This is a genomic window from Roseateles sp. GW821-FHT09H10 (assembly GCF_059415865.1).
This window is the reverse complement of sequence record NZ_JBWKOB010000004.1, coordinates 322004-348374: the sequence shown is the minus strand read 5'-3', so window position 1 is coordinate 348374 and position 26371 is coordinate 322004. Positions and strand designations below refer to the sequence as shown.

Annotated in this window: 26 protein-coding genes; 16 read left to right on the top strand and 10 right to left on the bottom strand. The window is 69.1% G+C overall.

The window, feature by feature from the left end:
• The first annotated feature begins 285 nt into the window (after positions 1-285).
• From AC07OY_RS20210 to AC07OY_RS20185, 6 genes are all read left to right on the top strand, one after another.
• Positions 286-1554, top strand: coding sequence for an ABC transporter substrate-binding protein (locus tag AC07OY_RS20210; RefSeq protein WP_495044408.1), 1269 nt, complete (start codon positions 286-288; stop codon positions 1552-1554).
• Positions 1554-2465, top strand: coding sequence for a carbohydrate ABC transporter permease (locus AC07OY_RS20205; protein WP_495044407.1), 912 nt, complete (start codon positions 1554-1556; stop codon positions 2463-2465). Before AC07OY_RS20210 ends, AC07OY_RS20205 begins: the two co-directional genes overlap by 1 nt.
• Positions 2462-3283, top strand: a complete 822-nt coding sequence (locus AC07OY_RS20200) for a carbohydrate ABC transporter permease (RefSeq protein WP_495044406.1) — start codon at positions 2462-2464, stop codon at positions 3281-3283. Before AC07OY_RS20205 ends, AC07OY_RS20200 begins: the two co-directional genes overlap by 4 nt.
• Before the next feature lie 18 nt (positions 3284-3301).
• On the top strand, positions 3302-4639 hold the full coding sequence (locus tag AC07OY_RS20195; protein WP_495044405.1) for a GH1 family beta-glucosidase: 1338 nt from the start codon (positions 3302-3304) through the stop codon (positions 4637-4639).
• Positions 4640-4765: 126 nt separating this feature from the next.
• Positions 4766-5698 (top strand): glycoside hydrolase family 16 protein, encoded by a 933-nt coding sequence (locus tag AC07OY_RS20190; RefSeq protein WP_495044404.1) that lies wholly within the window; start codon positions 4766-4768, stop codon positions 5696-5698.
• Between the two features lie 83 nt (positions 5699-5781).
• Positions 5782-6330 (top strand): hypothetical protein, encoded by a 549-nt coding sequence (locus tag AC07OY_RS20185; protein ID WP_495044403.1) that lies wholly within the window; start codon positions 5782-5784, stop codon positions 6328-6330.
• A gap of 5 nt (positions 6331-6335) precedes the next feature.
• Here the strand turns inward: AC07OY_RS20185 and AC07OY_RS20180 are convergent, their stop codons facing one another.
• Entirely contained in the window at positions 6336-6983 is a 648-nt protein-coding gene (locus AC07OY_RS20180) for an energy transducer TonB (RefSeq protein WP_495044402.1), read from the bottom strand.
• Between the two features lie 166 nt (positions 6984-7149).
• Between AC07OY_RS20180 and AC07OY_RS20175 the strand changes: the two genes are divergently transcribed.
• Complete coding sequence (locus tag AC07OY_RS20175) at positions 7150-8688, top strand: hypothetical protein (protein ID WP_495044401.1); 1539 nt, start codon at positions 7150-7152, stop codon at positions 8686-8688.
• Here AC07OY_RS20175 and AC07OY_RS20170 read toward each other — a convergent pair whose 3' ends face one another.
• The 3 genes from AC07OY_RS20170 to AC07OY_RS20160 form a co-directional block, all read right to left on the bottom strand.
• Entirely contained in the window at positions 8689-9585 is an 897-nt protein-coding gene (locus AC07OY_RS20170; RefSeq protein WP_495044400.1) for a DUF4394 domain-containing protein, read from the bottom strand.
• A gap of 103 nt (positions 9586-9688) precedes the next feature.
• Positions 9689-10750, bottom strand: coding sequence for an ABC transporter ATP-binding protein (locus AC07OY_RS20165; protein ID WP_495044399.1), 1062 nt, complete (start codon positions 10748-10750; stop codon positions 9689-9691).
• On the bottom strand, positions 10747-11979 hold the full coding sequence (locus tag AC07OY_RS20160; RefSeq protein ID WP_495044398.1) for an ABC transporter substrate-binding protein: 1233 nt from the start codon (positions 11977-11979) through the stop codon (positions 10747-10749). Before AC07OY_RS20160 ends, AC07OY_RS20165 begins: the two co-directional genes overlap by 4 nt.
• 77 nt (positions 11980-12056) lie before the next feature.
• Between AC07OY_RS20160 and AC07OY_RS20155 the strand changes: the two genes are divergently transcribed.
• Positions 12057-12716, top strand: a complete 660-nt coding sequence (locus tag AC07OY_RS20155) for a response regulator transcription factor (RefSeq protein ID WP_495044397.1) — start codon at positions 12057-12059, stop codon at positions 12714-12716.
• Positions 12713-14092, top strand: coding sequence for a sensor histidine kinase (locus tag AC07OY_RS20150; protein ID WP_495044396.1), 1380 nt, complete (start codon positions 12713-12715; stop codon positions 14090-14092). Before AC07OY_RS20155 ends, AC07OY_RS20150 begins: the two co-directional genes overlap by 4 nt.
• On the opposite strand, the gene AC07OY_RS20145 is transcribed toward AC07OY_RS20150, so the two are convergent.
• A complete protein-coding gene (locus AC07OY_RS20145; protein ID WP_495044395.1) occupies positions 14083-14997 on the bottom strand; it encodes a LysR substrate-binding domain-containing protein in 915 nt (304 codons plus the stop codon). The two genes, AC07OY_RS20150 and AC07OY_RS20145, sit on opposite strands and share 10 nt — an antisense overlap.
• Positions 14998-15117: 120 nt before the next feature.
• Here AC07OY_RS20145 and AC07OY_RS20140 point away from each other — a divergent pair, with 120 nt between their 5' ends.
• From AC07OY_RS20140 to AC07OY_RS20125, 4 genes are read left to right on the top strand one after another with little or no spacing between them, the layout of a single operon-like run.
• Positions 15118-15849: an SDR family oxidoreductase gene (locus AC07OY_RS20140; protein WP_495044394.1), complete on the top strand. Its 732-nt coding sequence runs from the start codon at positions 15118-15120 to the stop codon at positions 15847-15849.
• 49 nt (positions 15850-15898) lie between these two features.
• The gene (locus AC07OY_RS20135) at positions 15899-17896 is read left to right on the top strand and encodes a molybdopterin-containing oxidoreductase family protein (protein WP_495044393.1); all 1998 of its coding nucleotides are present in this window, start codon (positions 15899-15901) and stop codon (positions 17894-17896) included.
• Positions 17893-18948, top strand: coding sequence for an aminopeptidase (locus AC07OY_RS20130; protein WP_495044392.1), 1056 nt, complete (start codon positions 17893-17895; stop codon positions 18946-18948). Before AC07OY_RS20135 ends, AC07OY_RS20130 begins: the two co-directional genes overlap by 4 nt.
• Positions 18914-19459: a GNAT family N-acetyltransferase gene (locus tag AC07OY_RS20125; protein ID WP_495044391.1), complete on the top strand. Its 546-nt coding sequence runs from the start codon at positions 18914-18916 to the stop codon at positions 19457-19459. Before AC07OY_RS20130 ends, AC07OY_RS20125 begins: the two co-directional genes overlap by 35 nt.
• 3 nt (positions 19460-19462) lie before the next feature.
• Here the strand turns inward: AC07OY_RS20125 and AC07OY_RS20120 are convergent, their stop codons facing one another.
• From AC07OY_RS20120 to AC07OY_RS20110, 3 genes are read right to left on the bottom strand one after another with little or no spacing between them, the layout of a single operon-like run.
• Positions 19463-19795: a hypothetical protein gene (locus AC07OY_RS20120; RefSeq protein WP_495044390.1), complete on the bottom strand. Its 333-nt coding sequence runs from the start codon at positions 19793-19795 to the stop codon at positions 19463-19465.
• An 11-nt stretch (positions 19796-19806) separates the two neighbouring features.
• On the bottom strand, positions 19807-20775 hold the full coding sequence (locus tag AC07OY_RS20115) for an aldo/keto reductase (RefSeq protein WP_495044389.1): 969 nt from the start codon (positions 20773-20775) through the stop codon (positions 19807-19809).
• On the bottom strand, positions 20772-21539 hold the full coding sequence (locus AC07OY_RS20110) for a tetratricopeptide repeat protein (protein ID WP_495044388.1): 768 nt from the start codon (positions 21537-21539) through the stop codon (positions 20772-20774). The genes AC07OY_RS20115 and AC07OY_RS20110 overlap by 4 nt, the downstream gene beginning before the upstream one ends.
• A 132-nt stretch (positions 21540-21671) precedes the next feature.
• Here AC07OY_RS20110 and AC07OY_RS20105 point away from each other — a divergent pair, with 132 nt between their 5' ends.
• On the top strand, positions 21672-21998 hold the full coding sequence (locus AC07OY_RS20105) for a polyhydroxyalkanoic acid system family protein (RefSeq protein WP_495044387.1): 327 nt from the start codon (positions 21672-21674) through the stop codon (positions 21996-21998).
• Positions 21999-22029: 31 nt separating this feature from the next.
• Here AC07OY_RS20105 and AC07OY_RS20100 read toward each other — a convergent pair whose 3' ends face one another.
• Positions 22030-22281, bottom strand: coding sequence for an acyl-CoA-binding protein (locus tag AC07OY_RS20100; RefSeq protein ID WP_119046790.1), 252 nt, complete (start codon positions 22279-22281; stop codon positions 22030-22032).
• Between the two features lie 118 nt (positions 22282-22399).
• Here AC07OY_RS20100 and AC07OY_RS20095 point away from each other — a divergent pair, with 118 nt between their 5' ends.
• Entirely contained in the window at positions 22400-23818 is a 1419-nt protein-coding gene (locus AC07OY_RS20095; protein ID WP_495044386.1) for a wax ester/triacylglycerol synthase family O-acyltransferase, read from the top strand.
• The gene (locus AC07OY_RS20090) at positions 23808-25649 is read left to right on the top strand and encodes a sensor histidine kinase (protein WP_495044385.1); all 1842 of its coding nucleotides are present in this window, start codon (positions 23808-23810) and stop codon (positions 25647-25649) included. Before AC07OY_RS20095 ends, AC07OY_RS20090 begins: the two co-directional genes overlap by 11 nt.
• On the opposite strand, the gene AC07OY_RS20085 is transcribed toward AC07OY_RS20090, so the two are convergent.
• Positions 25624-26262, bottom strand: coding sequence for a response regulator (locus AC07OY_RS20085; protein WP_495044384.1), 639 nt, complete (start codon positions 26260-26262; stop codon positions 25624-25626). The two genes, AC07OY_RS20090 and AC07OY_RS20085, sit on opposite strands and share 26 nt — an antisense overlap.
• Positions 26263-26371 lie beyond the last annotated feature (109 nt).

Here is a 26371-nt window from a genome sequence, read left to right as displayed (position 1 = left end):
GAGTCCCAACGGGGGCTCTCCGGCGGCTGGCCTGCCTCTCCGAGCAGGCTCTTGGAGCTGGTTCTAACTGGTATGCATCCAGTTTGCGACTGCTACCACCTCTTGAATACCACTTTGCCACCAGTGATTCCGGCGTCACCGGTAAAAACCCGGAGCAAGGGTGTCAAAACGTTGCTGACGCGGGTTTCTAGGGAGGCCGAGCCTTCGTCTGGAGTTGTCCTAGGGTTTGTGCTGCTGGGGCGCTGCACCCGCTGCAAGCACAATTCTGAAAGCGCTTTCAGAACTATGCGAGACCAGCTTTCCCTTCCCCGTCGCCACCTGCTCGCGGCCGCCCTCGGCGGTGCCGCCGGCCTGGGCCATGCGAAAACGCAGGCGCCGCTGACGGTGGCGGCCTTTCCGCTGGTCGACGTGATCGCCAAGGATGTGCTCAAGGGCTGGAGCCAGCGCCACCCCGAAATGCGGACCGAGGTCATCAGCCGCCAGTACGACGATCACCACACCGCGATGACGACGGCGCTGTCGACCTCTGGCCATCTGCCCGACGTCATCGCGCTGGAGACGAGCTACCTCGGCCGCTTCTCGCTGGGCTCGGGCCTGGAGGACCTGTCGGCCCCGGCCTTCGGTGCGGAGCGCTTCAGGGATCGCTTCGTGCCCTTCGCCATCGAGACGGCGCGCAACCGCCAGGGTGCCATCGTGGCCCTGCCCACCGACATCGGCCCGGGTTCGCTGTTCTATCGCACCGACCTGCTGGCCCAGGCCGGCTTGAAGGAAGCCGACCTGACGCAGTCCTGGGAGAGCTATGTCGACGCCGGCCTGCAGCTCAAGGCCAAGACGGGTGCCTATCTGATCGGCGATGTGCGCCTGTTGAAGGACATCATCGTGCGCGGCGGCACGCCGGCCGGCGAAGGCCAGTTCTTCGACAACCAGGGCCGGCCGCAGATCACCTCGGCGCGCTTCGTGCGCGCCTTCGAGCTGGCCCAGAAGGTGCGCCGCCAGAAGCTGGATGCGCGCGTCGAGGTCTGGTTCAACGACTGGGCCGAGATGCTCAAGCGCGGCCGCCTGGCCACCGAGCTGTCGGGCGGCTGGATGGCCGGCCAGATGGCCAACTGGGTGGCACCGCAGACGGCCGGCAAATGGCGCATCGCGCAATTGCCCGAGAACACCTTCTGCTCCTACGGCGGCACCTATTACGCCATCCCGCGCCGCTCGGCGCCGGAGAAAAAGCAGCTCGCCTGGCAGCTGGTGCAGGAGCTGACGCTGGACCGCGCGCGCCAGCTCGAGGCCTTCAAGTCCCAGGACGCCTTCCCGGCCCTGCTGGACGCCCAGCAGGACGCCTTCTTCGACCAGCCCGTGCCCTTCCTCGGCGGCCAGCACGCGCGCGTGCTGTGGCGCGAGGCGGCGCGTCGCATCCCCGTCGTCAAGATGCACAAGCAGCACAAGTTCGCCGACGAGGTCATCAACGCCGAGCTCGACAACGTGCTGGAGTACGGCAAGCCCATCCCCAAGGCCCTGGAAGACGCCCAGGCCCTGCTGGTCCACCGAGCGAACCGCTGATGAAGCTGCGCATCCCCGCCCGTGTTCCTGCAAGTTGGACGCCCTATGTGCTGGTCAGCCCCTTCCTGATCCTGTTCGCCGTCTTCGGCCTGTTCCCGCTGCTGTTCTCGGCCTGGCTGTCCTTCCAGTCCTGGGAGCCCACCAGCGGTATCGCCTCCATGCAGTTCGTCGGCCTGGACAACTATGTCTTCGCGCTGACCGACGGCTGGTTCTGGAAGTCGCTGCGCAACACGCTGTGGCTGGCCTTCATGTCGGGCGCGCCCCAGCACCTGGTGGCCCTGCCGCTGGCCGTCTTCCTGCACCAGGCTTTCGGGCGCTGGCGCGGCCTGTTCTCGGGGGCCTATTTCCTGCCCTACATCACGTCCACCGTCGCCATCGCGATGCTGTTCGGCTCGCTGTTCTCGACCGACTATGGGCTGGTCAACCAGGCGCTCGAAGCCCTGTTCGGCATCGACGAGCACATCAACTGGATGCGCTCGCCCGATGCCGTCAAGCCGGCCGTGGCCATCATCGTGTTCTGGCGCTATGTGGGCTTCAACGTGGTGCTGTATCTCGCGGCCCTGCAGACCATCCCGCACGATCTCTACCAGGCCGCCAAGCTCGACGGCGCCAATGCCTGGCAGCAGTTCTGGCGCATCACCCTGCCCAGCCTCAAGCCCATGATCCTGTTCGGCGTCACGCTGTCCCTGATCGGCGGCCTGCAGCTGTTCGAGGAGCCCTTCATCCTGACCAATGGCAAGGGCGGCGCCGACCAGCAGGCCATGACGGTGGCCATGTATCTCTACCGCGAGGCCTTCGACTTCAGCGACTTCGGCGGCGCCAGCGCCCTGGCCTGGATCATGTTCGGCATCATCGCGCTGCTGACCTGGCTGACCAACAAGGCCTTCGCGGACCGGAGGCCGGCAGCATGACCCGGTCCATGCCGAAGTACGCGGCCTATGCCATCGTCGGCGTCGGCGCGCTGATCATGCTGGCGCCGTTCTATTTCATGTTCGTGTTCGCGACCCAGTCGCGCACCGACATCTTCAACGTGCCGCCGCCGCTGTTCTTCAGCACCGAGCTGATGAACAACATCGCCGTGCTGACGACGCGCCTGCCGTTCTGGAAGAACGTCGGCTGGAGCCTCTATGTCGGCCTGATGTCGACGGCGCTGACCCTGCTGTTCTGCTCCATGGCCGGCTATGCCTTCGCGATGCTGGAGTTCCGCTTCAAGAAGGCCCTGTTCGCCCTCGTCATGGCCACCATGATGGTGCCGGCCTTCATGAACATGATCCCCAGCTTCATGGTCATGGACGCCCTGGGCTGGATCGACACCCACCGGGCCCTCTACCTGCCCGGCGCGGCCAGCGCATTCGGCATCTTCCTGATGCGCCAGTTCGCGGCCAGCACCGTGCCGCATGAGCTCATCAACGCCGCCCGCATCGACGGCTGCAGCGAGCTCGGCATCTACTGGCGCATCGCGCTGCCGCTGATGAAGCCGGCCCTCGGCACCCTCGGCCTCATCACCTTCATCAGTTCATGGAACAACTTCATGAACCCGCTGATCGTCATGCGCACGGCCGAGAACTACACGCTGCCGCTGGCCCTGCGCAGCCTCTTCAGCACCACCAGCACCGAATGGGGCGCCCTGATGGCCGGCTCGGCCATCGCGACCCTGCCCCTGCTCGTCCTCTTCGTCATCTCGTCGCGCCAGCTCATCGCGGGCCTCACCGCCGGCGCCGTCAAGTAAAGCAACAAGAAGCTCCCCATGTCCCAAGCCCCATTGCATCGCCAGTTCCCGCCCAACTTCGTCTGGGGCGTGGCCACCAGCAGCTTCCAGATCGAAGGCGCCGCCTTCGCGGACGGCAAGGGCGAGTCCATCTGGGACCGCTTCTGCAAGCAGCCCGGCGCCATCGCCGACGCCAGCAACGGCGAAGTGGCATGCGACCACTTCCACCGTCTGGAGGAAGACCTCGACCTGATCGCGTCGCTCGGCGTCAACTGCTACCGCTTCTCCATCGCCTGGCCGCGCGTGCAGGCCCTGGGCCATGGCGAGTTCAACCCCAAGGGCCTGGACTTCTACGAGCGCTTGGTCGACGGCCTGAAGAAGCGCGGCATCCAGGCCTTCGCGACGCTGAACCACTGGGACCTGCCCCAGGGCCTGCAGGACCGCGGCGGCTGGAACGACCGCGACACGGTGCACCGCTTCGTCGACTACGCGCGCCACGTGAACGCCCGCCTGGGCGATCGCCTGGACGGCATCACCACGCACAACGAGCCCTGGGTCGTCGCCGTGCTGGGCCACGAGCAAGGCAATTTCGCGCCCGGCATCAAGAGCCGCAAGATCGCGACCCAGGTCTGCCACCACCTGCTGCTCAGCCACGGCCTGGCCCTGCAGGCCCTGCGTGCCGACGGCGCCAAGAGCCAGCTCGGCATCGTGCTCAACCTGTCGTCGTGCGTGCCGGCCACGGCCATGCCCGCGGACATCGCCGCCGCGGCCATGGCCGATGCGCGCGGCCGGCGCTGGTACGCCGACCCGCTGTTCAAGGGCAGCTATCCCGAGGAGGTGCTCGCCGAACTCGGCGCCGATGCGCCCGTCGTGCATGCCGGCGACATGGGCGCCATCGCGCAGCCCATGGACTATCTCGGCGTCAACTACTACACCCGCACCGTCGTGTCGGCCAGCGGCGCCGACTGGAAGCCCGAGGAGCGCGGCCTGCCGGTGTCCGACATGGGCTGGGAGATCTATGCCCAGGGCCTGGACGACCTGCTCTGCCTGCTGCACCGCGACTACCCTGGCCTGCCGCCCGTCTACGTGACCGAGAACGGCGGCGCCTTCAAGGACCAGACCGTGACGGGCGGCCGCGTGCAGGATGACGACCGCATCGCCTATCTGCGCGACCACATCGCCGCCGTGGCCAGCGCCATGCAGCAGGGCGTGCCCATGGCCGGCTATATGGTCTGGAGCCTGATGGACAACTTCGAGTGGGCCAGCGGCTATCTGAAGCGCTTCGGCATCGTGCATGTCGACTACGAGACCCAGGCCCGCACGCTCAAGGCCAGCGCGGAGTGGTACCGCGACTTCCTGCGTGACTGGCGCGGCTAGATGAGACCACCCCTACCGGCTTCCGCCGGCCCCTCAAGGGGCGTCGCCAGCGGCCTGGCAAAGCCAGTTCCGCGGCGCCCGCTTGGGAATGCACGACGCCTGACAAGAAAACTACGGAGACAAGACATGAACAAGATCACCCCGGCACCCAGCCCCTGGCGCCGTACCCTGCCCGTCATCGCCGCCGTGCTGACCGCCTGTGGCGGCGGTGGCGGCTCGGCCACAGCGGCCCCCGCCGCGCCCACGCCGGCGCCCGCTCCGGCCCCAGCTCCCGCGCCTGCACCCACGCCCGCGCCGTCCAACAAGTGGACCCTGGTCTGGAGCGACGAGTTCGACGACGCCGCCGGCACCGTGCCCAAGGCAGCCAACTGGAACTACGACCTCGGCAATGCCGAGAACAACGGCTGGGGCAACCACGAGCACCAGTACTACACGTCCAATGCGCGCAATGCGCAGACCGACGGCGCCGGCATGCTGGTCATCACCGCCGAGAAGGCGACCAACCCCGGCCCCTGCTGGAACGCCAAGCCCTGCGACTACACCTCGGCGCGCATCCACACCAGCAACAAGGTCAGCTTCACCTACGGCAAGGTCGAGGCGCGCATGAAGCTGCCCACGGGCAAGGGCGTCTGGCCGGCCTTCTGGGCCCTGGGTACCGACATCGCCACCAACCCGTGGCCGAAGTCGGGCGAGATCGACATCATGGAGTTCGTCCCGCAGACGCCCAACACGACCTACGGCACCCTGCATGGTCCCGGCTACTCGGGCGCGCAGGGCATCGGCAAGCCGGTCGACCTCGGCGCCCCGGTGATCAACGATTTCCACACCTACACCATCATCAAGCGTCCCAACGAGATCGTCTGGTACGTCGATGGCAAGGAGTTCCACCGCCTGACGCCATCCCTGCTGACGGCCGGCGGCACCTGGGTGTTCGAGAAGCCCTTCTTCGTCATCCTCAACCTCGCCATCGGTGGCGACTGGCCCGGCGCGCCCGATGCGACGACGCCGGCGTCGTCGCAGATGAAGGTCGACTGGGTGCGCATCTACAAGGAAGACTGACCGCGGCGGAGCTGCCGCGCCGCGCGGATGGCGGCGGTGCGGCACAGCCTGGGTTGCCATCTAACGTCACATCCTTGTTGACCATGCAACGCCTGATCTCAGCCCTGTTCCTGACCCTCAGTCTGCTCGGCGCCACGGCCAACGTCCAGGCTGCCGATGTGAAGACTTCCTTCGGCGGCTTTCAGGCGCCGGACGGCGTGTCCGAGGTAAACCGCGAGGAAAAGCCCGACAAGGCCGGCAGGCCAACCGGCATGGCGGTCTACTCGCGCACCGACGATCCCAAGGCGGTCTTCATCGTCGTGTGGAGCTACGCCGAACCCGATCCGGCCAAGCCCTATGACGTGCTCGACGGCGCCGTCAAGTTCGGCAACCCCTTCGACAAGAAGCTGAGCCGCGAAGCGGCCAAGCCGGCCCTGGTGGGCGGCGTGGAGGGCGGCCGCTACGAAGGCAAGCTGCCCAATGGGCTGCGCTCCATCAGCTATGTGGCCGTCAACGGCGGCTATCGACTCATCGTGCTGCTGAAGGGGCCGGACAACAAGCCCTACAAGGAAACCATGGACGCCTTCGCCAAGGGCGTCGAGGGCTTTGCCTGGGCGCTGCCGGCGCAGGACGCGGCCTCGGCGGCTCGCTAGGCGCCTCAGTCGCGCTGGAAGGCGATTTCGACCTCGGTCGTGCGCGCCTGCGCGAGCGGGGCGAAGCGCCATTGCAGGATGGCTTCGGTGGCGGGCTTGGCGAGGCGGCGCGGCACGTTGGCAGCGGCCTCGGCCTGGCTGACCGTGCCGTCGGCTTCGACCGTGAGGCGCACGCGCACATGCCGCGCACCCGCGCCCAAGGTGGCGTGGACGGCCGGCGTGACGATCGGGGCCACGAAGCTTTGCATGCGCAGGGGCTCCTCCTCCGCTTCATCGGCCTCGGCTTCAGGCACCTGCGCCGATGGCATGGCAGCGACCGGCTCCTCCGGCTGAACCACGGCGGCGGCCGGCGTGAAACCGGCCGTCAATGCCTTGCCGCCGACGGCGTCGGGTGCTACGGCTTCTGCTGCCGGTGCCGCCGCGACGATGTCGGGCGCGGGGCGCGCCTGTTGCACGGGGCGGGGTGGCGCTGGCGCACGCGCCGGCTTGCTGCGGATGGTGTGGAACTTGATGACGCTGAACACGCGCTCGGCCTCGCGTTGGGCGCGTTCGGCGGCCGTCAGGGGAGGTGTGTCGGCCTGGGCCATGGCCCCTGACGGCAGGATCAAGGCCAAGGCAGTCAGCAGGCTTGGAAGGCTGGGGCGGTCGGGCATGGTGGTGTCGAGCAGCGGGGCGGCGATTGCAGCAGGTCTTCGTGACAGCTTCAGGACCTTGTCCCATGCAAGCGCCGTGCCGCCGGCATCCCCAAGCTCGCAGTGCCGGTGGCCGTTGCGGGGCCGCGGTTCGTGAGAGCATGCCCGGCCGTTCGCCTAGCCTCGCATGTCCCGTATCCCGTTCCGCCTTTCCATCTATTCCGGCCTCTGCTTCACCCTCTGCCTGTGCACCATCTCCGGCACCGCCCGCGCCCAGTCAGTGCCGGCTGCCCAGCCGACCGAGCTGCGCCGCAACGACGCGCTGCTGACCCTGGAGTACCAGACCGTCAAGGTGCCGGGCGACCGACCCATCGACCTGCTGGGCTTCCATGCCTACCAGAAGGTGCTGGACGGGGTCTATCTGGGCGGTGGCTTCTACGCGCCGCTGGTGCGCGGTGCCTACGGCGGCTTCGTCGCCGCCGACCTGGGCGTGCATCTGCGCCGCCCGATCGCCGGACCGGTGTTCGCGATGGCCGGCCTGTCGGCGGGCGGCGGTGGGGGCGGGCGCAGCGTGGAGCACAGCAAGCTGCTGTCCGGCAGTGGCGGCTTCGCCAAGGGCTATGCCGGGCTGGGCTATGACTTCGGCGGCTTCAGCGTGGCCGCCAATGTCTCCAGGATCAAGTTCCGCCAGGCCATCATCGACGGCACCCAGGCCAATCTGATGCTGGAGATGCCCTTCGGCTATCTGACCGGGCCCTTCTCCAGCCGCGGCCAGGCCTTGTCGGCGGCCGACGACCGCTTGGCTGGCGAGGCCATGGGCGAGAACATGCTGACGCTGTCGCTGGACAACTACCGCCAGCGCTCACCCCAGGGCTCCAGCAAGGGCACGATCGGCCTGGCCGACCTGCAGTACGCCCACTTCTTCGGCGCCGACAGCTACTGGTTCGCTTCGCTGGGCATGGGCTATCACGGCCTGCCGCTCTACAACCAGCTGCTGGGCGGCGTGGGCCAGCGCTGGCGCGTCACGCGCGACATCACCCTCTACGGCCAGCTCGGCCTGGGCTCGGGCGGCTATTCGTCGGAAGTGATCGACACCAGCTCCGGGCTGCTGGTGTATCCGAAGCTGGCCGCCGAATACGCGCTGACGCGTGACCTCGGCCTGGCCTTCTCGGTGGGCCATATGGCCGCGCCCAAGGGCAGCTCGCGCAACCAGACTTTCGGCCTGAGCCTGACGCACCATCTGCGCTCCGGCCGCAGCGCCGACGCCACCGGCCCGGCCCGCTACGAAGGCCTGCGCCTGTCGGTGCTGCACCAGACCGAGCTGAACCTGAGCTACCGCGGCGTCGACCGGCCGTCCTTGCAGATGCTGGGGCTGCAGCTCGACATCCCTTTCAGCGAGCGCTGGTATCTGCCCCTGCAGGCCTCGGCGGCCTACAACGCCTATCTGGGCTATCCGGGCTATGCCGAGATCCTGGGCGGCCTGGGCGTGCAGACGCTGGCGGGGCCAGGGGACCGTGTCCAGGCCTTTGGCCAGTTGCTGGCCGGCGCCAATGTGCATGGCAAGACGGCCAAGGCCAGCGCGGGCCTGCGCTGGCTGCTGGACGAGCGCCTGGCGCTGAACTTCAGCGTCGGCCGCGTCGAGGCCCGCAGCGCCGGTGGCGGCCAGTTCAAGGCCGACAACGTCGCCCTGGGCCTGGACTACCGGTTCGCGATCCCGACGCGCTAGTCAGCCGCGCGCGGCGCGCCGGCGCCAGGCCACCCGGCCCATGACGGCCAGGCCGGCCAGCCACAGCGCGGTGGTCTCGGGCTCGGGCACCGCGACGGCGAAGTCCAGCATGGCCACCGGCAGTTCGCCGAGCTTCACCGCAGCACCCGTGGCGAGATTGATGGTGTGGAATTCGGTGTCGAAGCTGCTCGAGTCGGCTCGGTCGAGCGACCAGTAGGCATTGCCGGAGGCGCCGATGTCCAGCCCGGCCGGGCTGGCCAGGATGGGGCTGATGCCGGTGTCGCCCACATCGATGAGGGCGCCGGTGTTGGGGCTGGGCACGCCGTTCACGCCGCCGATGGTCGACAGCATGCCCCAGCTGATGTTGTAGGCGTACAGCGTGGTCTGGGTGGCGCCGACGTGGTTGTTCGCATAGGCAATGCCGCGCACCTCACCGCCTGACAAGGCGGTGTCCTGCGCGGCGACACCGCCGGTGTTCGGATTGATCCGGTAGTTCGCGCCGTTGCCGGACACCACGCGCAGCCGGTCGACGACGGGGTTGAAGTCGATGGAGACCCAGTTGCCCGGATCCGCCGCGAAGCTGAAGCCCCGGCCCACGGTGGACGCCATGGCGTTGTGCATGTCGATGGTGTAGAGCTGGCCACTCGTGCCCGACGTGGCCAGGCCGTAGAGCAGGCCGTCGGCCGGGCGGAAGTCGATGGAGCGCAGCTCCAGGCCGCCGAGGATGCCGCTGACCGAGCCGACGACGCTCAGGCTGGTCGGGTTGGCCGAGTCGAAGGTGAACAGCGTCGGGTTGGCGCCGGCCGTCAGGCCGTAGATCGTCTCGGCTTGTGCCGCCGGCAGGCTGGCGGCAAGGGCGGCTGCGAGCAGGGCGCTGGCAAGGCGGAAATTGGGCATGGGCACTCCGGTTGGCGCAGGAAAGTGCGCCAAGTTAGGTTTGCCCCGCGCCAGCGTCGACACCTAATTCGTCAAACGCCCCCCGACTGAGGGGGCCGCCTCCTCAAACTTCCAGCCTGTCCCCGGCGGCATCGAACCACAGCGTCTTGCTGGCGTCGAAGCCGAAGCGCACCTGGGCCCCGTCCTCCACTTCCGGCTGCCCCGGCAGCACGGCCGAGACGGTGACACCGGCGCAGCTCAGCCAGACGACGTGCTGGTTGCCCAGCGGTTCGACCAACTGGATCTCGGCGGCGAAGGGCTGGTCGGCGCCCAGGTGCATGTTTTCGGGCCGTACGGCCAGCGTCAGCACCTCGCCCTGCCGGCGCGAGGCCAGGGCGGGTGGCAGCGGCAGGCTGAGGGCGGGCGACACGAAGAGGCTGCCCTCGCCGACCTGGCCTTCGATGCGGTTGATGGCCGGCGAGCCGACGAAGCCGGCCACGCGCAGGTTCTTCGGCTTGTCGTAGACCTCCGCCGGCGTGCCGATCTGCTGGATGAGGCCCTGGTGCATGACGACGATGCGCGTCGCCAGTGTCATCGCCTCGACCTGGTCGTGGGTCACGTAGATCATGGTGTTGCCCAGGCGGTGGTGCAGGGTCTTCAGCTCGCGGCGCAGGTCGGTGCGCAGCTTGGCGTCGAGGTTGGACAGGGGCTCGTCCAGCAGCAGCACCTTGGCTTCGCGCACGACGGCGCGGCCGATGGCGACACGCTGGCGCTGGCCGCCGGAGAGCTGGCTCGGCCGGCGGTCCAGCAAGGGGCCGAGCTGCAGCATGTCGGCCGCGGCGGCTACGCGCTTCTCGAGCTCGGCCTTGGGCGTCTTGGCCATCTTCAGCGGGAAGGCGAGGTTCTCCTTCACCGTCATCGTCGGGTAGAGGGCGTAGCTCTGGAACACCATGCCGACGCCGCGCTGGCTGGGCTCGGCCCGCGTCATGTCCTGCTCGCCGATATGGATGCTGCCGCCGCTGACCGGGTTGAGGCCGGCGATGGTGTGCAGCAGCGTGGACTTGCCGCAGCCCGAGGGGCCCAGCAGCACGAGGAACTCGCCGCTGTTGACGTCGAGGTCGAGGTTCTTGATGACGTCGTGCGTGCCGAAGCGGATGCTGAGGTCCTGGATGTGTACGCGGGTCAAGGCTTGTCTCCTGTCTGCAAGATTTTTATGAGGGTCTGCTGCACCGTCTGCACGGGGATGTCGCGGTTCCAATAGTCGCTGACGGCGTTCTGCAGCGCCGTCAGCTGCAGCGGCGCGAGCAGCAATTCGGTATTGCCCACCAGGCGGCCGGCATCGCGCAGGGCGGCGGCGCCGGCCTGGGCGCAGGCGTCCAGCGTGCGGGTGTCGAGGTCCGTGCGCACCGGCACCGAGCCCTTGCGGGCGCTGAAGGCGAGCTGGGTGGCCGGTGCGGTGGCGACGCGGGCCAGCAGGGCTTGTGCGGGCCGGGCGGCGCCGTCCTTGTCCTTTGGAAAGACCAGCACGTCGCCGCTGACGATATAGGGCGAGCGCGCGCCCAGGCCCGGCGCGCAGCCGTAGTCGCGGCCGGCCTGCTGGCCGGACTGGGCGAACTCGCCCTTGGCCCAGTCGCCCATGAACTGCAGGCCGGCGCGGCCGCTGACGAGCAGGGCCGTCGTGTCCGCCCAGCCGCGTCCGGGCGAGGCCGGGTCGACGTAGCGGCGCAGCTTCTTGTAGCTCACGAGCACCCGGCGCAGGGCCTCGCCCTGCACGGCCGCCGCATCGCGGTCGCGCAGCACCGCCAGATAGAGGTCGCGCCCGCCCTGGTTGGCCAGCAGGGCGATGAAGAGGTTCAGGTCCTGCCAGGGCTGGCCGCCATGGGCCAGCGGGATCAGGCCGGCGGCCTGCAGCTTGTCCAGGGCCGCGAACAGCTCGTCCATGCTGCGTGGCTCGGCCTTGACGCCGGCCTTGGCCAGCGCCGCCTTGGAGCTCCACAGCCAGACCGGCATGTGGATGCTGACGGGGGCGGCATAGACATGGCCGTCGACCTTGACGGCCTCCAGCAGCACGGCCGGCAGCACTTCGGCCCAGCGGCCCTGGGCCGCCACCTCGTCGATGGCATTGAGCCGGCCTTCACGCGCCAGCCTCACCAGGGCGCGGGAAGGATTGAACTGCGCGGCCATCGGCGGGTTGCCGGCCGCGATGCGCTCGAACACGACGGACCGCGCCTGCTCCGACGCCCCGACGCCCAGCTCGCGCCACTGGCCGCCGGCCGCGCGATAGGCCTCGGCCAGGGCCTGCTGGGCCGCGATCTCGCCGGGCGAAGTCCACCAGTGCACGACATCCGACGGCGTCCCGGCCTGGGCCGCGGCGGCCAGCAGGGCAGGGGCGACACGGAGCAGGGCGCGCAACATCCCGGCATCATTACCGACAATTAAGAAACTTAATATCGTATTAACCATAAGCCGGGCCGCCGCTAAAGTCCGCAGCCATGAACCTGCTGCTTGCCGAAGACGACACCCTGCTGGCCGACGCCCTGCAGCAGCAGTTGCTGAACGCTTCGTTCAAGGTCGAGTGGGCCGAGAACGGCGCCGTGGCCGAGTACCTGCTGAAGAAGCAGGATTTCGACATCGCCATCCTCGACCTCGGCCTGCCGCTGGTGGACGGCCTGACCGTGCTCAAGCGCGTGCGCGAGGCCGGCCGCAGCCTGCCCATCCTGGTGCTGACGGCCCTGGACGCGCTGGAGCACCGCGTCGCCGGCCTGCAGGCCGGGGCCGACGACTACCTGACCAAGCCTTTCGACTTCCCCGAGCTGGAAGCCCGCCTGCACGCCCTGCTGCGCCGCGGCCGCCCGGCCACCCAGACCCAGCAGCTGCGCCGCCTCAGCGTGGACCGCGCCGCGCGCCGCGCCAGCATCGGTGGCGAGCCGCTGGAGCTGAGCCCGCGCGAGTGGTCGCTGCTGGACCTGCTGCTGACCGAGAAGGACCGCGTCGTCACCAAGGCGCAGATCGTCGAAGCCTGGGGCGCTGACGAAGGCGGCTCCATCGAGGTCTACATCCACCGGCTGCGCAAGAAGCTCGAAGGTTCGGGCCTGGCCGTGCGCACCGTGCGCGGCCTGGGCTATCTGCTCGAAGCCACCGCATCGCCGTGAACAAGCGCTCGCTGCACCGGCAATTGCTGTTGTGGCTGGTGCTGCCGCAGATCGTGCTGTGGCTGGTGGCGGCCTTCGGCGCCTACCGCCTGGCCAGCCGGCATGCCGATGAGCTGGTCGACACCAGCCTGCTGCAGGCGGCCCGAGCCCTCGCGCGCCAGATCCGGCCGACGGCCAGCGGCCTCTTCGTCGACCTGCCGCGCTCGGCCCAGGACATCCTGGCGGCGGACCCCGAGGACCGGGTCATGTACATGGTCAGCTCGCCGCCGGGGCAGTTGCTGCTCGGCGATGCGCGCATGCCGCCGCCGCCGGGCGAGCCGGTGCTGAACGAGCCCGTGTACTTCAACACCACCGTACCCGAGGCCATGCGCGTCGTGTCGCTGGACCTGCACCTGGGCGCCGCCGGCGCTGCGGACTCGACGCTGCGGGTCCAGATCGCCCGCTCCAGTGCGCCGCGCGATCTGCTGGCGCGGCGCATGCTGCTGGACACGGCCCTGCCGCTGTCCCTGCTGATCGCCTTGATGAGCATGGTGGTCTGGGCCGGCATCCGCAAGGGATTGAAGCCGCTGGCCGAGCTGCAGCAGCAGGTCGAGGGCCGGCGAGCCGATGCGCTGGACCCCGTGCAGTTGCGCGCCGCGCCGCCCGAGGTCAGCGCGTTGGCCGGCGCCGTCAACGAACTGCTCGGCCAGGTCCAGCACAGCCTGGCCACGCAGCGCCGCTTCATCAGCGATGCGGCCCACCAGCTGCGCACACCGCTGGCGGGCTTGAAGAGCCAGACCGAGCTGGCCTTGGACGCGACCACCGATCCGGCCTTGCGCCAGCGCCTGGAGCGCGTGCACGAGAGCGCCGTGCGTGGCGCGCGCCTGGTGTCGCAGCTGCTGGTGCTGGCCCGCGCCGAACCCGAGGCCGTCGCGGCCCAGGGCTGGGCGACGGTGGACTGCGGCCGGCTGGTGCACGAGGTCACGGCCGAATGGGTGCCGCGCGCGCTGGCGGCCGGTTGCGACCTCGGTGTCGAGGTCGTGGACGAAAACCTGAGTGTGCAGGGCGTCGAGCTGCTGCTGCGCGAGGCCCTGGTCAATCTCATCGACAACGCGCTGCGCTATGCCGGCGCCGGCGCCACCATCACCGTCAGGCTGCGCCGCGCCGGCGACGATGTGTGGATGGATGTCGAGGACAACGGCCCCGGCCTCGCGCCCGAACTGCGCGAGCGCGCCTTCGAGCGCTTCGTGCGCGGCGCGACGACGGGCGAGGGCTGCGGCCTGGGCCTGGCCATCGTGCGCGAGATTGCCGAACGGCATGGCGGCAGTGCCGAACTGCTGCCGGCCGCGCCGCGCGGCTGCATCGCGCGGCTGACCCTGCCTGGCGTTCAGGCGTAGCGGTCCACGCCTTCAACGAGGCGCTGCGCCAGCCGTGCGTCGCTCAGCTTCTCCAGCCACCAGGCCAGAGCGCGCCCGTCGCCGGCCCGCCAGCCGACATAGAGCGTATTGGGCTCACGTGGCACGGCCACGGTCTTGGCGACCAGCTCGCCACGCTTGATCAACGAGGCCACGCGCTGCGCGGGCAGCCAGCCCACGCCCAGGCCGGCGCGCTGGGCCTCGATCTTGGCGGCCATGCTGGGCACGGCCAGCCGGGCCTGGCCGGCGCCATGGCCATAGGCACGGCCGTCGCCGCGCCGCGAGGTGTCGGCCACGACGACGGCGCGATGCGCCTGCATCTGATCGGCCGTCAGCGCGCCCTTGACCTTGGCCAGCGGGTGGCGCGGCGACACGGCATAGACCCAGTGCATCTCGCCCAGCTCGCGCCACTGCACGCTGATGCCGGCCGGCGGCTCGTTGGTGGCGCCGATGACGAGGTCGCCGCGGCCCTCGGCCAGGGCTTCCCAGGTGCCGCCCAGCACCTCATGCGTGAGGCGCAGGCTGACGCCCGAGTCCAGCGCATCGAAGTCCCGGATGACGGGCAGCAGGGAGTCGAACTCGATGATCTCGTCGGTGACGATCCAGAGGCGGTCCTCCCAGCCCTTGGCGACCTGCGTGACACGTCGCGTCAGGCGCTGCATGTCGTCGCGCAGCCGGGTGGCCTCGCGCACCAGCAGGGCGCCGGCGGGCGTGAGCTGCAGCCGGTAGCGGCGGCGGTCGAAGAGCAGGGCGTCGAAGCGAGTCTCGATCTGGCGCAGCGTGTACGACACCGTCGACGGCGCCTTGCCCAGGCTGGCCGCGGCGCGCGTCAGGCTGCCGCTGGCCCCGATGGCCTCCATCAACTGGATCTCTTCGTCGCTGAGCATGGATGTTCGAAAACCTTGCACGAGTGGGCCAAGACGGCCGGACGTCAAAAAGGGATGCGCGGCCGAGTATCGAGTCCACGGCAGACAAGCCGCTCAACCTCCCACTCGAAAGGAAACATCATGGCCCGCTTCTCCAACAAGACCGTCCTCGTCACCGGTGGCACCTCCGGCATCGGCCTGGCCGCCGCCCGCGCCTTCAAGGCCGAAGGTGCCCATGTCATCGTCACCGCCCGCCCGGGCAAGGCCCACGAGGCCGAAGGCTTCGAGCTGGTGGCCCTGGACGCTTCCGACGTCATCGGTGCCCGTGCCCTCGGTGCCCACCTGGCCGCCGCCGGCCGCACGCTGGACGCCGTCTTCGTCAACGCCGGCATGGCCGAGTTCGCCTCCCTGGCCGATGCCAGCGAAGACCTCTGGGGCCGCACCTTCAACACCAATGCCAAGGGCGCCTTCTTCCTGATCCAGGCCCTGCGCCCGGTGCTGGCCCGCGGCGCCTCCATCGTGCTGAACGGCTCCATCAACGCCCACATCGGCATGCCGAACTCGGCCATCTACGCCGCCAGCAAGGCCGCGCTGATCTCCATGGCCAAGACGCTGTCGGCCGAGCTGCTGCCCCAGGGTGCCCGTGTCAATGTGATCAGCCCCGGCCCGGTGGCGACGCCGCTGTACGGCAAGCTGGGCTTCGATGCCGAGACGCTCAAGGAAGTCGCCGCCCAGATCCAGAGCCAGGTGCCGCTGGGCCGTTTCGGCACGGTCGAGGAAGTCGCCTCCACGGTGCTGCATCTGTCGGCTCCCGAATCGGCCTTCATCGTCGGCACGGAAATCATTGTTGACGGCGGCATGAGCCAACTCTGAGCTTGCGACAATCGCGGGGTTGTAGTTCGGCTCAGCCCTCGCGATTGCCATGACCACCCGTACCGTCCACGGCGCCTGCCCCCACGACTGCCCTGACACCTGCGCCCTGCAGATCACCGTCGAGAACGAACGCGTCATCAAGGTGCAGGGCCGCGCCGAGCACCCCAACACCCATGGCGCCCTGTGCACCAAGGTCTCGCGCTACCCCGAGCGCACCTATCACGCCGAACGCCTGCTGCACCCGCTCAAGCGCGTCAGCAGGAAGACCGAGGCGCCGCAGTTCGTGCAGGTCACATGGGCCGAGGCCATGGCCGACATCGCGGCAAAGCTGAAGGCGATCAAGGACCCGCAGTGCATCCAGCCCTACAGCTATGCCGGCACCATGGGCCTGATCCAGGGCGAGGCCATGGCCGGGCGGCTGTGGAACGCGCTGGGCGCGGCGCGCCTGGACCGCACCATCTGCGCCTCCGCCGGCGGCGCCGGCCTGGCCGCCACCTATGGCCACAAGCTGGGCATGCACACGCGGCACTTCGCGGGCGCCAAGCTCATCGTCATCTGGGGCAGCAACAGCATCACGTCCAATCTGCATTTCTGGACCTATGCCAACCAAGCCAAGCGCGAAGGCGCCAAGCTGGTCTGCATCGACCCGCGCAAGACCGAGACGGCCGACAAATGCCACCAGCACATTGCCGTGCTGCCCGGCACCGACGGCGCCCTGGCCCTGGGCCTGATGCATGAGCTGATCCAGAACGACTGGCTGGACCAGGACTACATCGACAGCTATGTGGACGGCTGGGACGAGCTGCGCGCCAAGGCCCTGGCCTGGCCGCCCGAGCGTGTGGCCGAGGTCTGCGGCATCACGGCGGATGAAGTGCGCGGCCTGGCCCGCGACTACGCCACCATCAAGCCGGCGGCCATCCGCATGAACTACGGACTGCAGCGCGTGCGCGGCGGTGGCAATGCGGTGCGCCTGATCGCGCTGCTGCCCTGCCTGACCGGCGCCTGGCGCCACGAGAGCGGCGGCGCGCTGCTGTCGGCCTCGGGCTGGAATGCGCCCTACAAGAACGCTGACCTGGAACGCCCCGGCCTGCTCGCGGGTCGCAACCCGCGCATGGTCAACATGAGCACCATCGGCGACGCGCTGCTGCAGGCCGATCCGCCGATTCAGGCTCTGGTCGTCTACAACAGCAACCCGGTCGCCGTGGCGCCCGAGTCGCCCAAGGTGGTGAAGGGCTTCCAGCGCGAGGACCTGTTCACCGTCGTGCTCGAGCACTTCATGACCGACACGGCCGACCTGGCCGACTACGTGCTGCCGGCCACGACCCAGCTCGAGCATCTCGACGTGCACACTTCCTACGGCCACACGGACGTGCTGATCAACCATCCCGCTATTGAGCCGCTGGGCGAGGCCAAGACCAACACGCAGATCTTCCGCGAGCTGGCCGCGGCGATGGGCTTGACCGATCCCTGCTTTGCCGACAGCGACGAGGACCTGGCCGCCCAGGCCTTCACGGCCGACATCGACATGGCCCTGCTGCGCGAACAGGGCTGGCAGCCCCTGCCGATTCCCGAGGCGCCGTTTGCTCAAGGGGGCTTTCGCACGCCCAATGGCCGCGCCCAGGCTGCGGGTGCCGACTTCGTGCCCAACTACGAGAGCGTGCAGACCTCGCCCGAGCTGGCCGCGCGATACCCGCTGGCCATGATCTCGCCGCCGGCGCGCAACTTCCTGAACAGCAGTTTCGTCAACGTGAAGAGCCTGCGCGACATCGAGGGCGAGCCGCTGATCGAGATGCATGCCGACGACGCCGCGGCGCGCGGCCTGGTCGATGGCGCACTCGTCTCGGCCTTCAACGACCGTGGCCGCTATGTGGCCAAGCTCAAGGTCAGCAAGCGTGCCCGCCCCGGCGTCGTCAATGGCCTGGGCGTGTGGTGGCGCAAGCTGGGTGTAGCCGGCACCAATGTCAACGAGGTGACGCATCAGCGCCTGACCGACATGGGCAATGCGCCGGCCTTCTACGACTGCCTGGTCGAGGTGGAACCAGCTTGATCCGGCGCCTGCTGCTGTCATCCTCGCTGCTGCTGCTCGGCGGCTGCAGCGCCGTTGGCCATTGGGGCCAGGCGGCGGGAGGGCATCTGGGCATCATCCGCGCCGCCAGGCCGGTGCCGGACTGGCTGGCCGATCCGGCCACGCCGGCCGACCTCGCCGAGCGGCTGAGGCTGTCACAGCAGATGCGCGACTACGCCAGCGCGCAGCTGGCCCTGCCGGACAACAACAGCTACCGCCGCTACGCTGACCTGGGCCGGCCGGCCGTGGTCTGGAACATCGTCGCGGCGCCCGAGTTCGGCTTCCAGCTCAAGACCTGGTGCTATCCCATCATGGGCTGCGCCGGCTACCAGGGCTGGTTCGACCGCGACGCCGCCCAGGCCCATGCCGACGAGCTGAAGGCCGAGGGCTGGGAGGTGCAGGTGCAGGCCATCCCCGCCTATTCGACGCTGGGCTGGAGCCGATGGCTGGGGGGCGACCCGCTGCTCAACACCTTCATCCGCTACCCCGAGGGCGAACTGGCGGCCATGATCTTCCATGAGCTCAGCCACCAGCGCGTCTACACCAGCGACGACACCGGCTTCAACGAGGCCTATGCCAGCGCCGTCGAGATGATCGGCGCGCGCCAGTGGCTGGCAGCCAAGCCCGAGGCCCTGGCTGCCTTCGAGGCCGGCCGCGCGCGCCGGGCGCGCTTCCTGGCGCTGGCCAGGGAAGGGCGGGACAAGCTCAAGGCCGTCTATGCCGGCCCGGCCGAGTCGCGGGCTGCCGGCAAGGCCGCCGTCCTGGCCGAGCTGCGCGAGCGCGCGCCCAAGGAGGCGCCGGGCTACGAGGCCTGGTTCCAGCGCGCCAACAACGCCAGCTTCGCCATCCTGTCGGCCTATGACGAGCTGGTACCGGCTTTCATGCGCCTGTTCGAGCGCGAAGGCCGCGACTGGGTGAAGTTTCACGCCGCCGTCGAGAAGCTCAAGCCGCTGGAACGTGAGGAACGCCGGGCTACATTGAAGGGCCAAGGAGGTCCCGATGTCCCTGATCCTCAGACGCGCACGGCCCAGTGACGCGCAAGCCCTGGCCGAGCAACTGGCCGACCCCGAGATTTTTCCTGGCCTGCTACAGGTGCCCTATGCCAACGTCGAGCTGTGGCAGCAGCGGCTGAACACGCCGCCGGTGGCGGGCTCGGCCGAACTCTTCCTCGTTGCTGAGCGCGAAGGCCGCATCATCGGCAGCGCAGGGCTGCACCCCGCCGCGACCCAGCTGCGCCGCCGCCACGCGATGATGATGGGCATCTCGGTGCTGTCGGAAGTCCGCGGCCAGGGCGTGGCCAGCGCGCTGATGAAGGCGCTGCTGGACTACGCCGACAACTGGGCCCAGGTGCTGCGCGTCGAGCTGACGGTCTTCAGCGACAACGAACGCGCCATCCGGCTGTACGAGCGCCACGGCTTTGAGCACGAAGGGCGGCTCAAGGCCTATGCGCTGCGAGATGGCGTCTATGTGGATGCGCTGGCGATGGCGAGGCTGCATCCGAGGCAGCCGTTGGTTCGCGCAATGAAAGCTGCTCGGCCTGACTAGGCGTCAGCTCAAGGGCTGCTCGTCAATGCGCTCAACGGCCTGCGCCCAGAAATGGATCGCTGGATCTTGCTCCAAGCTTGACACTCGAATCCGAGCGGCCTCCATGCCGCTCGCCGAAAAGTCCGAAATCGACATTCCCGAGTAGTTGCCGTCGTATCCCTCATCAATCCTTAGTTGATGAATGCCGGAGAACTGAAGGATGACTTCTCTTGCGTCTTCGCGGCTGTGAAGCCGCATGACAACACGATTCAGGCTGAAGTCGACTTGGAACTCGACCACGCGGTAAGCGAAAGGCCGTTCCAGGACTCGATGCGGCGTTCCGTCTTGCTCGATCATGCCTATCGTGCTCAGGGCAAGGCCTCCCCCCGCGCCGTCACATACAGCCGGTACCACTCATCCCGGCTCAGCTGGATCTTCGTTGCATCCGCGCAGGCGCGAATCCGCTCCGCATTGCCGCTGCCGATGACGGGCTGGATGCTGGCGGGGTGCCGAAGCAGCCAGGCCAGCAGCACGGCGTTTGCTGTGGTGCTGTGCGCCTCGGCAATCTCGTGCACGGCCTTGGCGGCGGGTGAGGCGGCCGGGTCGTTGAAGCGTCCTTGCGCCAGCGAGCCCCAGGCCTGCAGCTGCACGCCGTGGCGCTGGGCGTATTCCAGCGTGCCGGCCCAGGCGACGCAGCCGGGGCGGGTGGCGGCCTGCGGGTCGTTGAAAGTGGTGCCAACGTCGATGGCATCCAGCTTGGCCAGGCTCAGCTCCAGCTGGTTGGCAACAATGGGCTCGGGCAGGGCCATCTGCAGCCAGCGCATCTGGCCGGCATGCATGTTCGACACGCCCAGGTGGCCGACCTTGCCGGCCGCCTTGAGCCGGCCGAAGGCGCGGGCGATCTCGGCCGGCTCCATCAGCGCGTCGGGGCGGTGCAGCAGCAGGATGTCGATGCGCTCGACGGCCAGGCGCTGCAGGATGCCGTTGACGCTGTCCTCGATGTAGGCCGCGCTCAAGTCATAGCGGCCGACGTTGCTGTCGTCGGCAAAGCGGATGCCGCATTTGCTCTGCAGCCTCACCTTGCCGCGCAGGCTGGCGTCGCGCTTGAGCAGTTCGCCAAAGACGGCCTCGGCCTTGCCGCGGCGGTAGATGTCGGCGTGGTCGAAGAGCTTGACGCCGATGTCCAGGGCCGCCTCGACGGCCGCGTGGGCCTGGGCGATGTCGGCCTCGGTGATGGGGCCACCGCCCCAGTCGCCGCCCAGGGCCATGCAGCCGTAGACAAGGGGCCCGACGTCAATCAGGTGGGCATTCAGCGGCAGCGGGCGTGTCATGTTCATGCAATCGATGTGGGGCCGGAATCATGCGTCAATGCTTGGTGGTTACGCCAGCCGAACAGGCCGGCCAGGGCCGCGGCCAGGCCGGCAATGAGGGCCGTGGCGCTGGCGATGTGCAGCACGCGGCGGCGCTGGCGGGCGTTCAGCATGGCCTTGCGCTTGGGGTTTTCGGCAAGGTCGTGGATCAACATGATCTCGTGCTGGCGCTCCTCGATGAGGCGGGGCAGTTCCGTGCCGTGCTCGAAGCGCCGGGCCAGGTCGCGCACGGCTTCCAGCTCGCGCTCGCGGATGCGCAGGCCGGGTGCCTTCAGCGGGCTGCCCATGGCGCGGGCCCGCATATAGAGGGCCTTGGCGGCCAGGCGGTCGGGCTGGCAGCCCCAGCCCGATTCCAGGCAGCTGGCCAGGTTGAATGTGGCGTCGGCATGGCCCATGGCCGCGGCGGCGGTGTAGAGGGCCACGCCGCGCGGCGCGTCGGGGTCGCCGCCCCAGCCGGACAGCAGGATGCGGCCGAGATGGAATTTGGCGGTCAGGCTGCCTTCGGCTGAGGCGCGCTCCATGTTGCCGCGCGCCTGCTCCGGGTCGCGCGGCAGGCCCAGGCCTTCAAGCTGGCACAGGGCCAGCAGGGCGAGACCCTCGGCATCGCCCGCATCGGCAGCGACGCGAAACCAGTAGACGGCCTGCTCATGGTCGGGCTCGGGAGCACGGAAATGCACCAACCCTTCCATCAGCGGGTCGAGGACGAGCGGGTCGGGGTCGGCAAGGCGCATGGATCCTCCCTGGACTTCAGCTGGCTTGGCGCCAGGCTTATTCGGCGCGGAGTATGCGTGCAAACGGCTTGCCGGAGCTGGCGCCGGCCTTCTCGCTTAGAGTGGGGTGCACGAGACACAGGAGAGCCCCCGATGGCCGAGATCCGCATCCACCGAGACCACGACCTGGGCCTGAAGAAGGCGCGCGAAATCGCCTGGAAGTGGGCCGAGCAGGTCGAAGAGAAGTTCGACATGGAATGCACGGTGCACGAAGGCGACGACGAGGACACCGTGGAGTTCACGCGCTCCGGCGTCAAGGGCGAGCTGACCGTGGCGGCCGACCATTTCGAGCTGGTGGCCCAGCTCGGCTTCCTGCTCGGGGCCTTCAAGAAGACCATCGAGGGCGAGATCCAGAAGGAGCTCGACACCCTGCTGGCCGCCAACAAGAAGAAGGCGCCAGCCAAGAAAAAACCGGCCTGAGGCCGGTTTTCTTTGGGGCGCCGAAGAGGCGTTACTTCAGGGACTCGATCAGATCGATGTATTGCTGCATGGCGTCGTCATTCGACGTGCCCTTCAGCTCGTTCCAGGCATCCCACTTGGCGCGGCCGACCATGTCGGTGAAGCCGGGGCGCTTGCCGTCGACGTCGCCGGCGCTGCCTTGCTTGTACAGCGCGTACAGCTTCAGCAGGGTCTGGTTGTCGGGCCGCTCGGGCAGGTCTTTGGAGCCGGCGACAGCGGCTTCGAATTGGTCTTTCAGGCTCACGGGGTTCTCCAGGCTGAATCAGGGGCGTCGATCTGGTGACAATCAGTCGACGGGCCGCCGAGTTTAGGCCCGCTCCATAACGAATCCGAGGAGGCACATGGGCCCGAGCAGCGAACGCATGTCCAAGGTGGATACCGCCTGGCTGCGCATGGATACCGAGGCCAACCTGATGATGATCGTCGGGGTCTGGTCCATCCGCCCCGGCATCACGCTGGCCGCCCTGCGCGAGCGCGTGGCCGAGAGGCTGCTGCAATATCCGCGCTTCAGGCAGAGGGTCGTCGAGGACGCCCTGCTCGGCGCGCAATGGGTGGCGGACCGCGATTTCGACATCGCCCGCCATGTCGTCGCCGAGGTGCCGCTGCCGCTGCGCGGCCAGAGCCGCGACGAAGTGCTGCGCGAGCGCGTCGGCGAGCTGTGCTCCGAGCCGCTGGACCCGGCCCACCCGCTGTGGCAGTTCCAGCTCATCGAGGACATGGGCGATGGCACCAGCGCGCTGATCGCCCGCATCCACCACTGCATCGCCGACGGCATCGCGCTGATCGCCGTCATGCTGTCCATCACCGACGGCGGCAAGGCGCCGCCCAAGCGGGCGGCCAAGGAGCCGGAGGAAGCCCATGAGGCGGACTGGCTGCTCGACGCCTTCCTGCGCCCCATGAGCAACCTGACCGTCAAGGCCATCGGCATGACGGGCAAGGGCATGGCCAAGGGGGTGGACCTGGCCATGCGCGGCGACACGCCCATGGACTCCTCGCTGGAGATGGCCCGCATGGGCTACCAGGCCGTGTCCGACGTGGCCGCCTTCGCGCTGATGCCCGACGACTCGCCGACCCGCCTCAAGGGCAAGCCGGGCGCGACCAAGACGGTGGCCTGGGACGACAGCCTGGCCCTGGACGAGGTCAAGGCCGTCGGCAAGGCCCTGGGCGCCTCCATCAACGATGTGCTGCTGGCCTGCGCGGCCGGCGCCATCGGCCGCTACCTGGCCGACAAGGGCGAGGACCCGGCGGGCAAGGAGATCCGCGCCATGGTGCCGGTCAACCTGCGTCCGCTGGAGCAGGCCTGGCAGCTGGGCAACCGCTTCGGCCTGGTGCCCCTGGTGCTGCCCATCGGCATCGCCAACCCCATCGAGCGCCTGTTCGCGGTGCGGGCGCGCATGAGCGAGTTGAAGGGCAGTTTCCAGCCCGTCATGGCCTTCGGCCTGCTGTCGGTGGCCGGCCTGCTGATCAAGCCGGTGCAGCACGCCATGCTCAACCTCTTCGCCAAGAAGGCGACGGCCGTCATGACCAATGTGCCCGGCCCCGCCCAGGCGCTGAAGTTCTGCGGCTCGACGGTGGAGAAGGTGATGTTCTGGGTGCCGCAGTCCGGCGACATCGGCATGGGCGTCAGCATCCTGACCTATGCCGGCCGCGTGCAGTTCGGCCTCATCACCGATTCCGGCCTGTGCCCCGACCCCGAGGCCATCATCGCCAACTTCGCGCCGGAGTTCGAGAAGCTGCTGATGCTGTCGCTGATGATGCCATGGGAGGGCGATGCGGCCTAGCGGCTGGCGGTTCTGGGCCGCCCTGCTGATCGGATGGCTGGCACAGCTGGCGCCGGCGTGGGCCGACGAGGAGCTGATGCTGGAGCGGGCGGTGCTGGTGCTGGCCGACGGCTCGCGATCCGAGGTGGTCCTGCCCGACACCTGGGCCATGCGGGGCTTGCCCATGAGCGGCGCGGCCCGCTACGAGCTGGTGCTGGATCTTGCCGACTCGCCCGTGGGCAACTGGGCGATGTACCTGCCGCGGGTGTCGACGCGGCACGCCATCACCATCAACGGCGTCATCGTGCAGGACCAGCGCCGCCGCAATGCGCGGCCACGGCCCGAGCCTTCCGTGCTGGCCCTGCCGCCGGGGCTGCTGCGCCCGGGCCGCAACACCGTGGACGTGGCGGTGGAATATGGCATCCGCGGCGGGCTTGACGTTGTCTGGGTGGGAGCGTCCGAGCTCGTGCGGGCGCGGGCGTCGCGCGACCTGCAGTGGGAGTCGCGGCTGCCGCAGGCGCTCAATCTGGTGGCGCTGACCCTGGCCCTGACCATGCTGCTGCTGTGGCTGCAGCGCCGCGAGGACGGCGTGCTGGGCAGTTTCTCGCTGCTGGCCTCGATGGCCTGCGCGCGCAACCTGGCCTATTTCGACCAGGGCTTCAGCCCGCCGGCACCCTGGCCCGACCTGCTGTTCTTCATCGCCCAGGTGCTGTCGGCCTATCTGCTGACCCGGCTGGCCCTGGCGGCCAGCGAGGTCAAGCCGCGCGCGCTGCGGCGCCTGGCCGACATCCTGGTGCCCGTCCTGCTGGTGCTGGGCTGCGTGGCGGCGGCGACCGAGTCCATCGTGATGGCGCGGCGCTGGCTCTATCCGGCCCTGCTGCTGATCATCGTGCCGGCCATCGGCCTGCTGCTGGCCCATGCCTGGCGGCAGCGCGGCTGGCCGGTGGCCCTGGTGGCGTCCGGTGCGGCGATGGTGGTGGGTGCCGGCGTGCACGACTACTTCTACGGCCTGGGCATGCTGCCCGTCACCGGCACGCTGTGGATGCCGGAGGCGGCGCCCATCTTCCTGATGCTGTTTGGCGCCTGGCGCCTGCGCGGCCTCATGCTGGCGCTGGCGCGCGGCGAGCGCCTGAACCGGCTGCTGGAATCGCGCATCCAGCAGCGCACGCGTGCGCTGAACCGGGCCAACGGCGTGAAGTCGGCCTTCCTCGCGGCGGCCAGCCACGACCTGCGCCAGCCCATCCTGGCCGTCAGCCTGATGGTGGGCATGGCACGCCAGCGCGCGGTCGATGCGACGCAGGAAGGCTTGCTGGACCGCGCCCAGCAGGGCCTGGACGGTCTGCAGCGGTTCATGAGCGAACTGCTCGACCTGTCGCGCCTGAGCACGGGTGCCGTGAAGGCCACCGTGGCCGAGGTGGCGCTGCAGCCGCTGCTGGACGAACTGGCCCTGCACCTGCGCACAGAGGCCGACGCCAAGGGGCTGGAGTTGCGGGTGCGCCCGACGGCGCTGGCCGTGCGCACCGACCCCACGCTGATCGCCCAGGTGCTGCGCAACCTGGCCGGCAACGCCGTGCACCACACCGAAAGCGGCGGCGTGTTGGTGCTGGCCCGGGCGCGCAAGGGCCAGGTCTGGCTGGAGGTCTGGGACACGGGGCCCGGCATTCCAGCCGAGCAGCGTGAATCCATCTTTGACGAGTTCGTGAGGCTGGACCAGCGCGCCGCGGGAACGCCGGGCTGGGGCCTGGGCCTGGCCATCGTGAAGCAGAGCCTGGCGCTGCTGCGCCATCCGCTGGAACTGGACAGCCGGATCGGTGCCGGCTCGCGTTTCAGGGTGAAGCTGCCTCGGGCGTGATGCGCAGGCCCATCCCGGCCGCCGCGACGACGGCCTGGGTGCGGTTGCTGGCGCCCAGGCGCCGGAAGATCTCGGCCAGGTGCGTCTTCACCGTGGAGGTCGACAGCCCCAGGCGGCGTTCGATGACCTTGTTGCTGGCGCCGCGCAGCAGCTGCTGCAGCACCTCGTGCTGGCGGGCGCTGAGCTGATCCAGGGCCGTGGCCTCGGGGCGGGCGCTCTTTTGCAGCAGCCGAGGCGGCAGCGGGATGCCGCCGCCCGCCACCATGGCCAGGGCCTTGCTCAGCTCCTCGAAGCCGGCGCTCTTGTGCACGAAACCGGAGGCGCCGGCGTCGATGCAGGACTCCACGGTGGCGTTGTCCTCGTGGGCCGACAGCATGACGACACGGGCCGCCGGGCAGCGCTCCATCAGCGCGGGGATGCCGCCCGGCCCCTGGCTGTCGGGCAGGTCCAGGTCGAGCAGGATGACATCGAGGTCCTGCCGCTCGCCGGCCAGCTTCATTCCCGCGCCCAGGGAGCCGGCCTGCACGCAGGTGGCGCCGGGGTTGGCGCTGGTCAGCAGCAGGGCGAGCCCTTCGCGCAGCATGGCGTGGTCGTCGATGAGCAGGAAGGACATGGGTCAGTGCGAGGGCAGGTCCGGGCGGGGCAGCATGGCAGGCCGTTGGAGGCTCTGCTTCCCCGAGCGGATGTTGTACCTGCAGTCTGCCGCCGGCCGGCCGGGACCG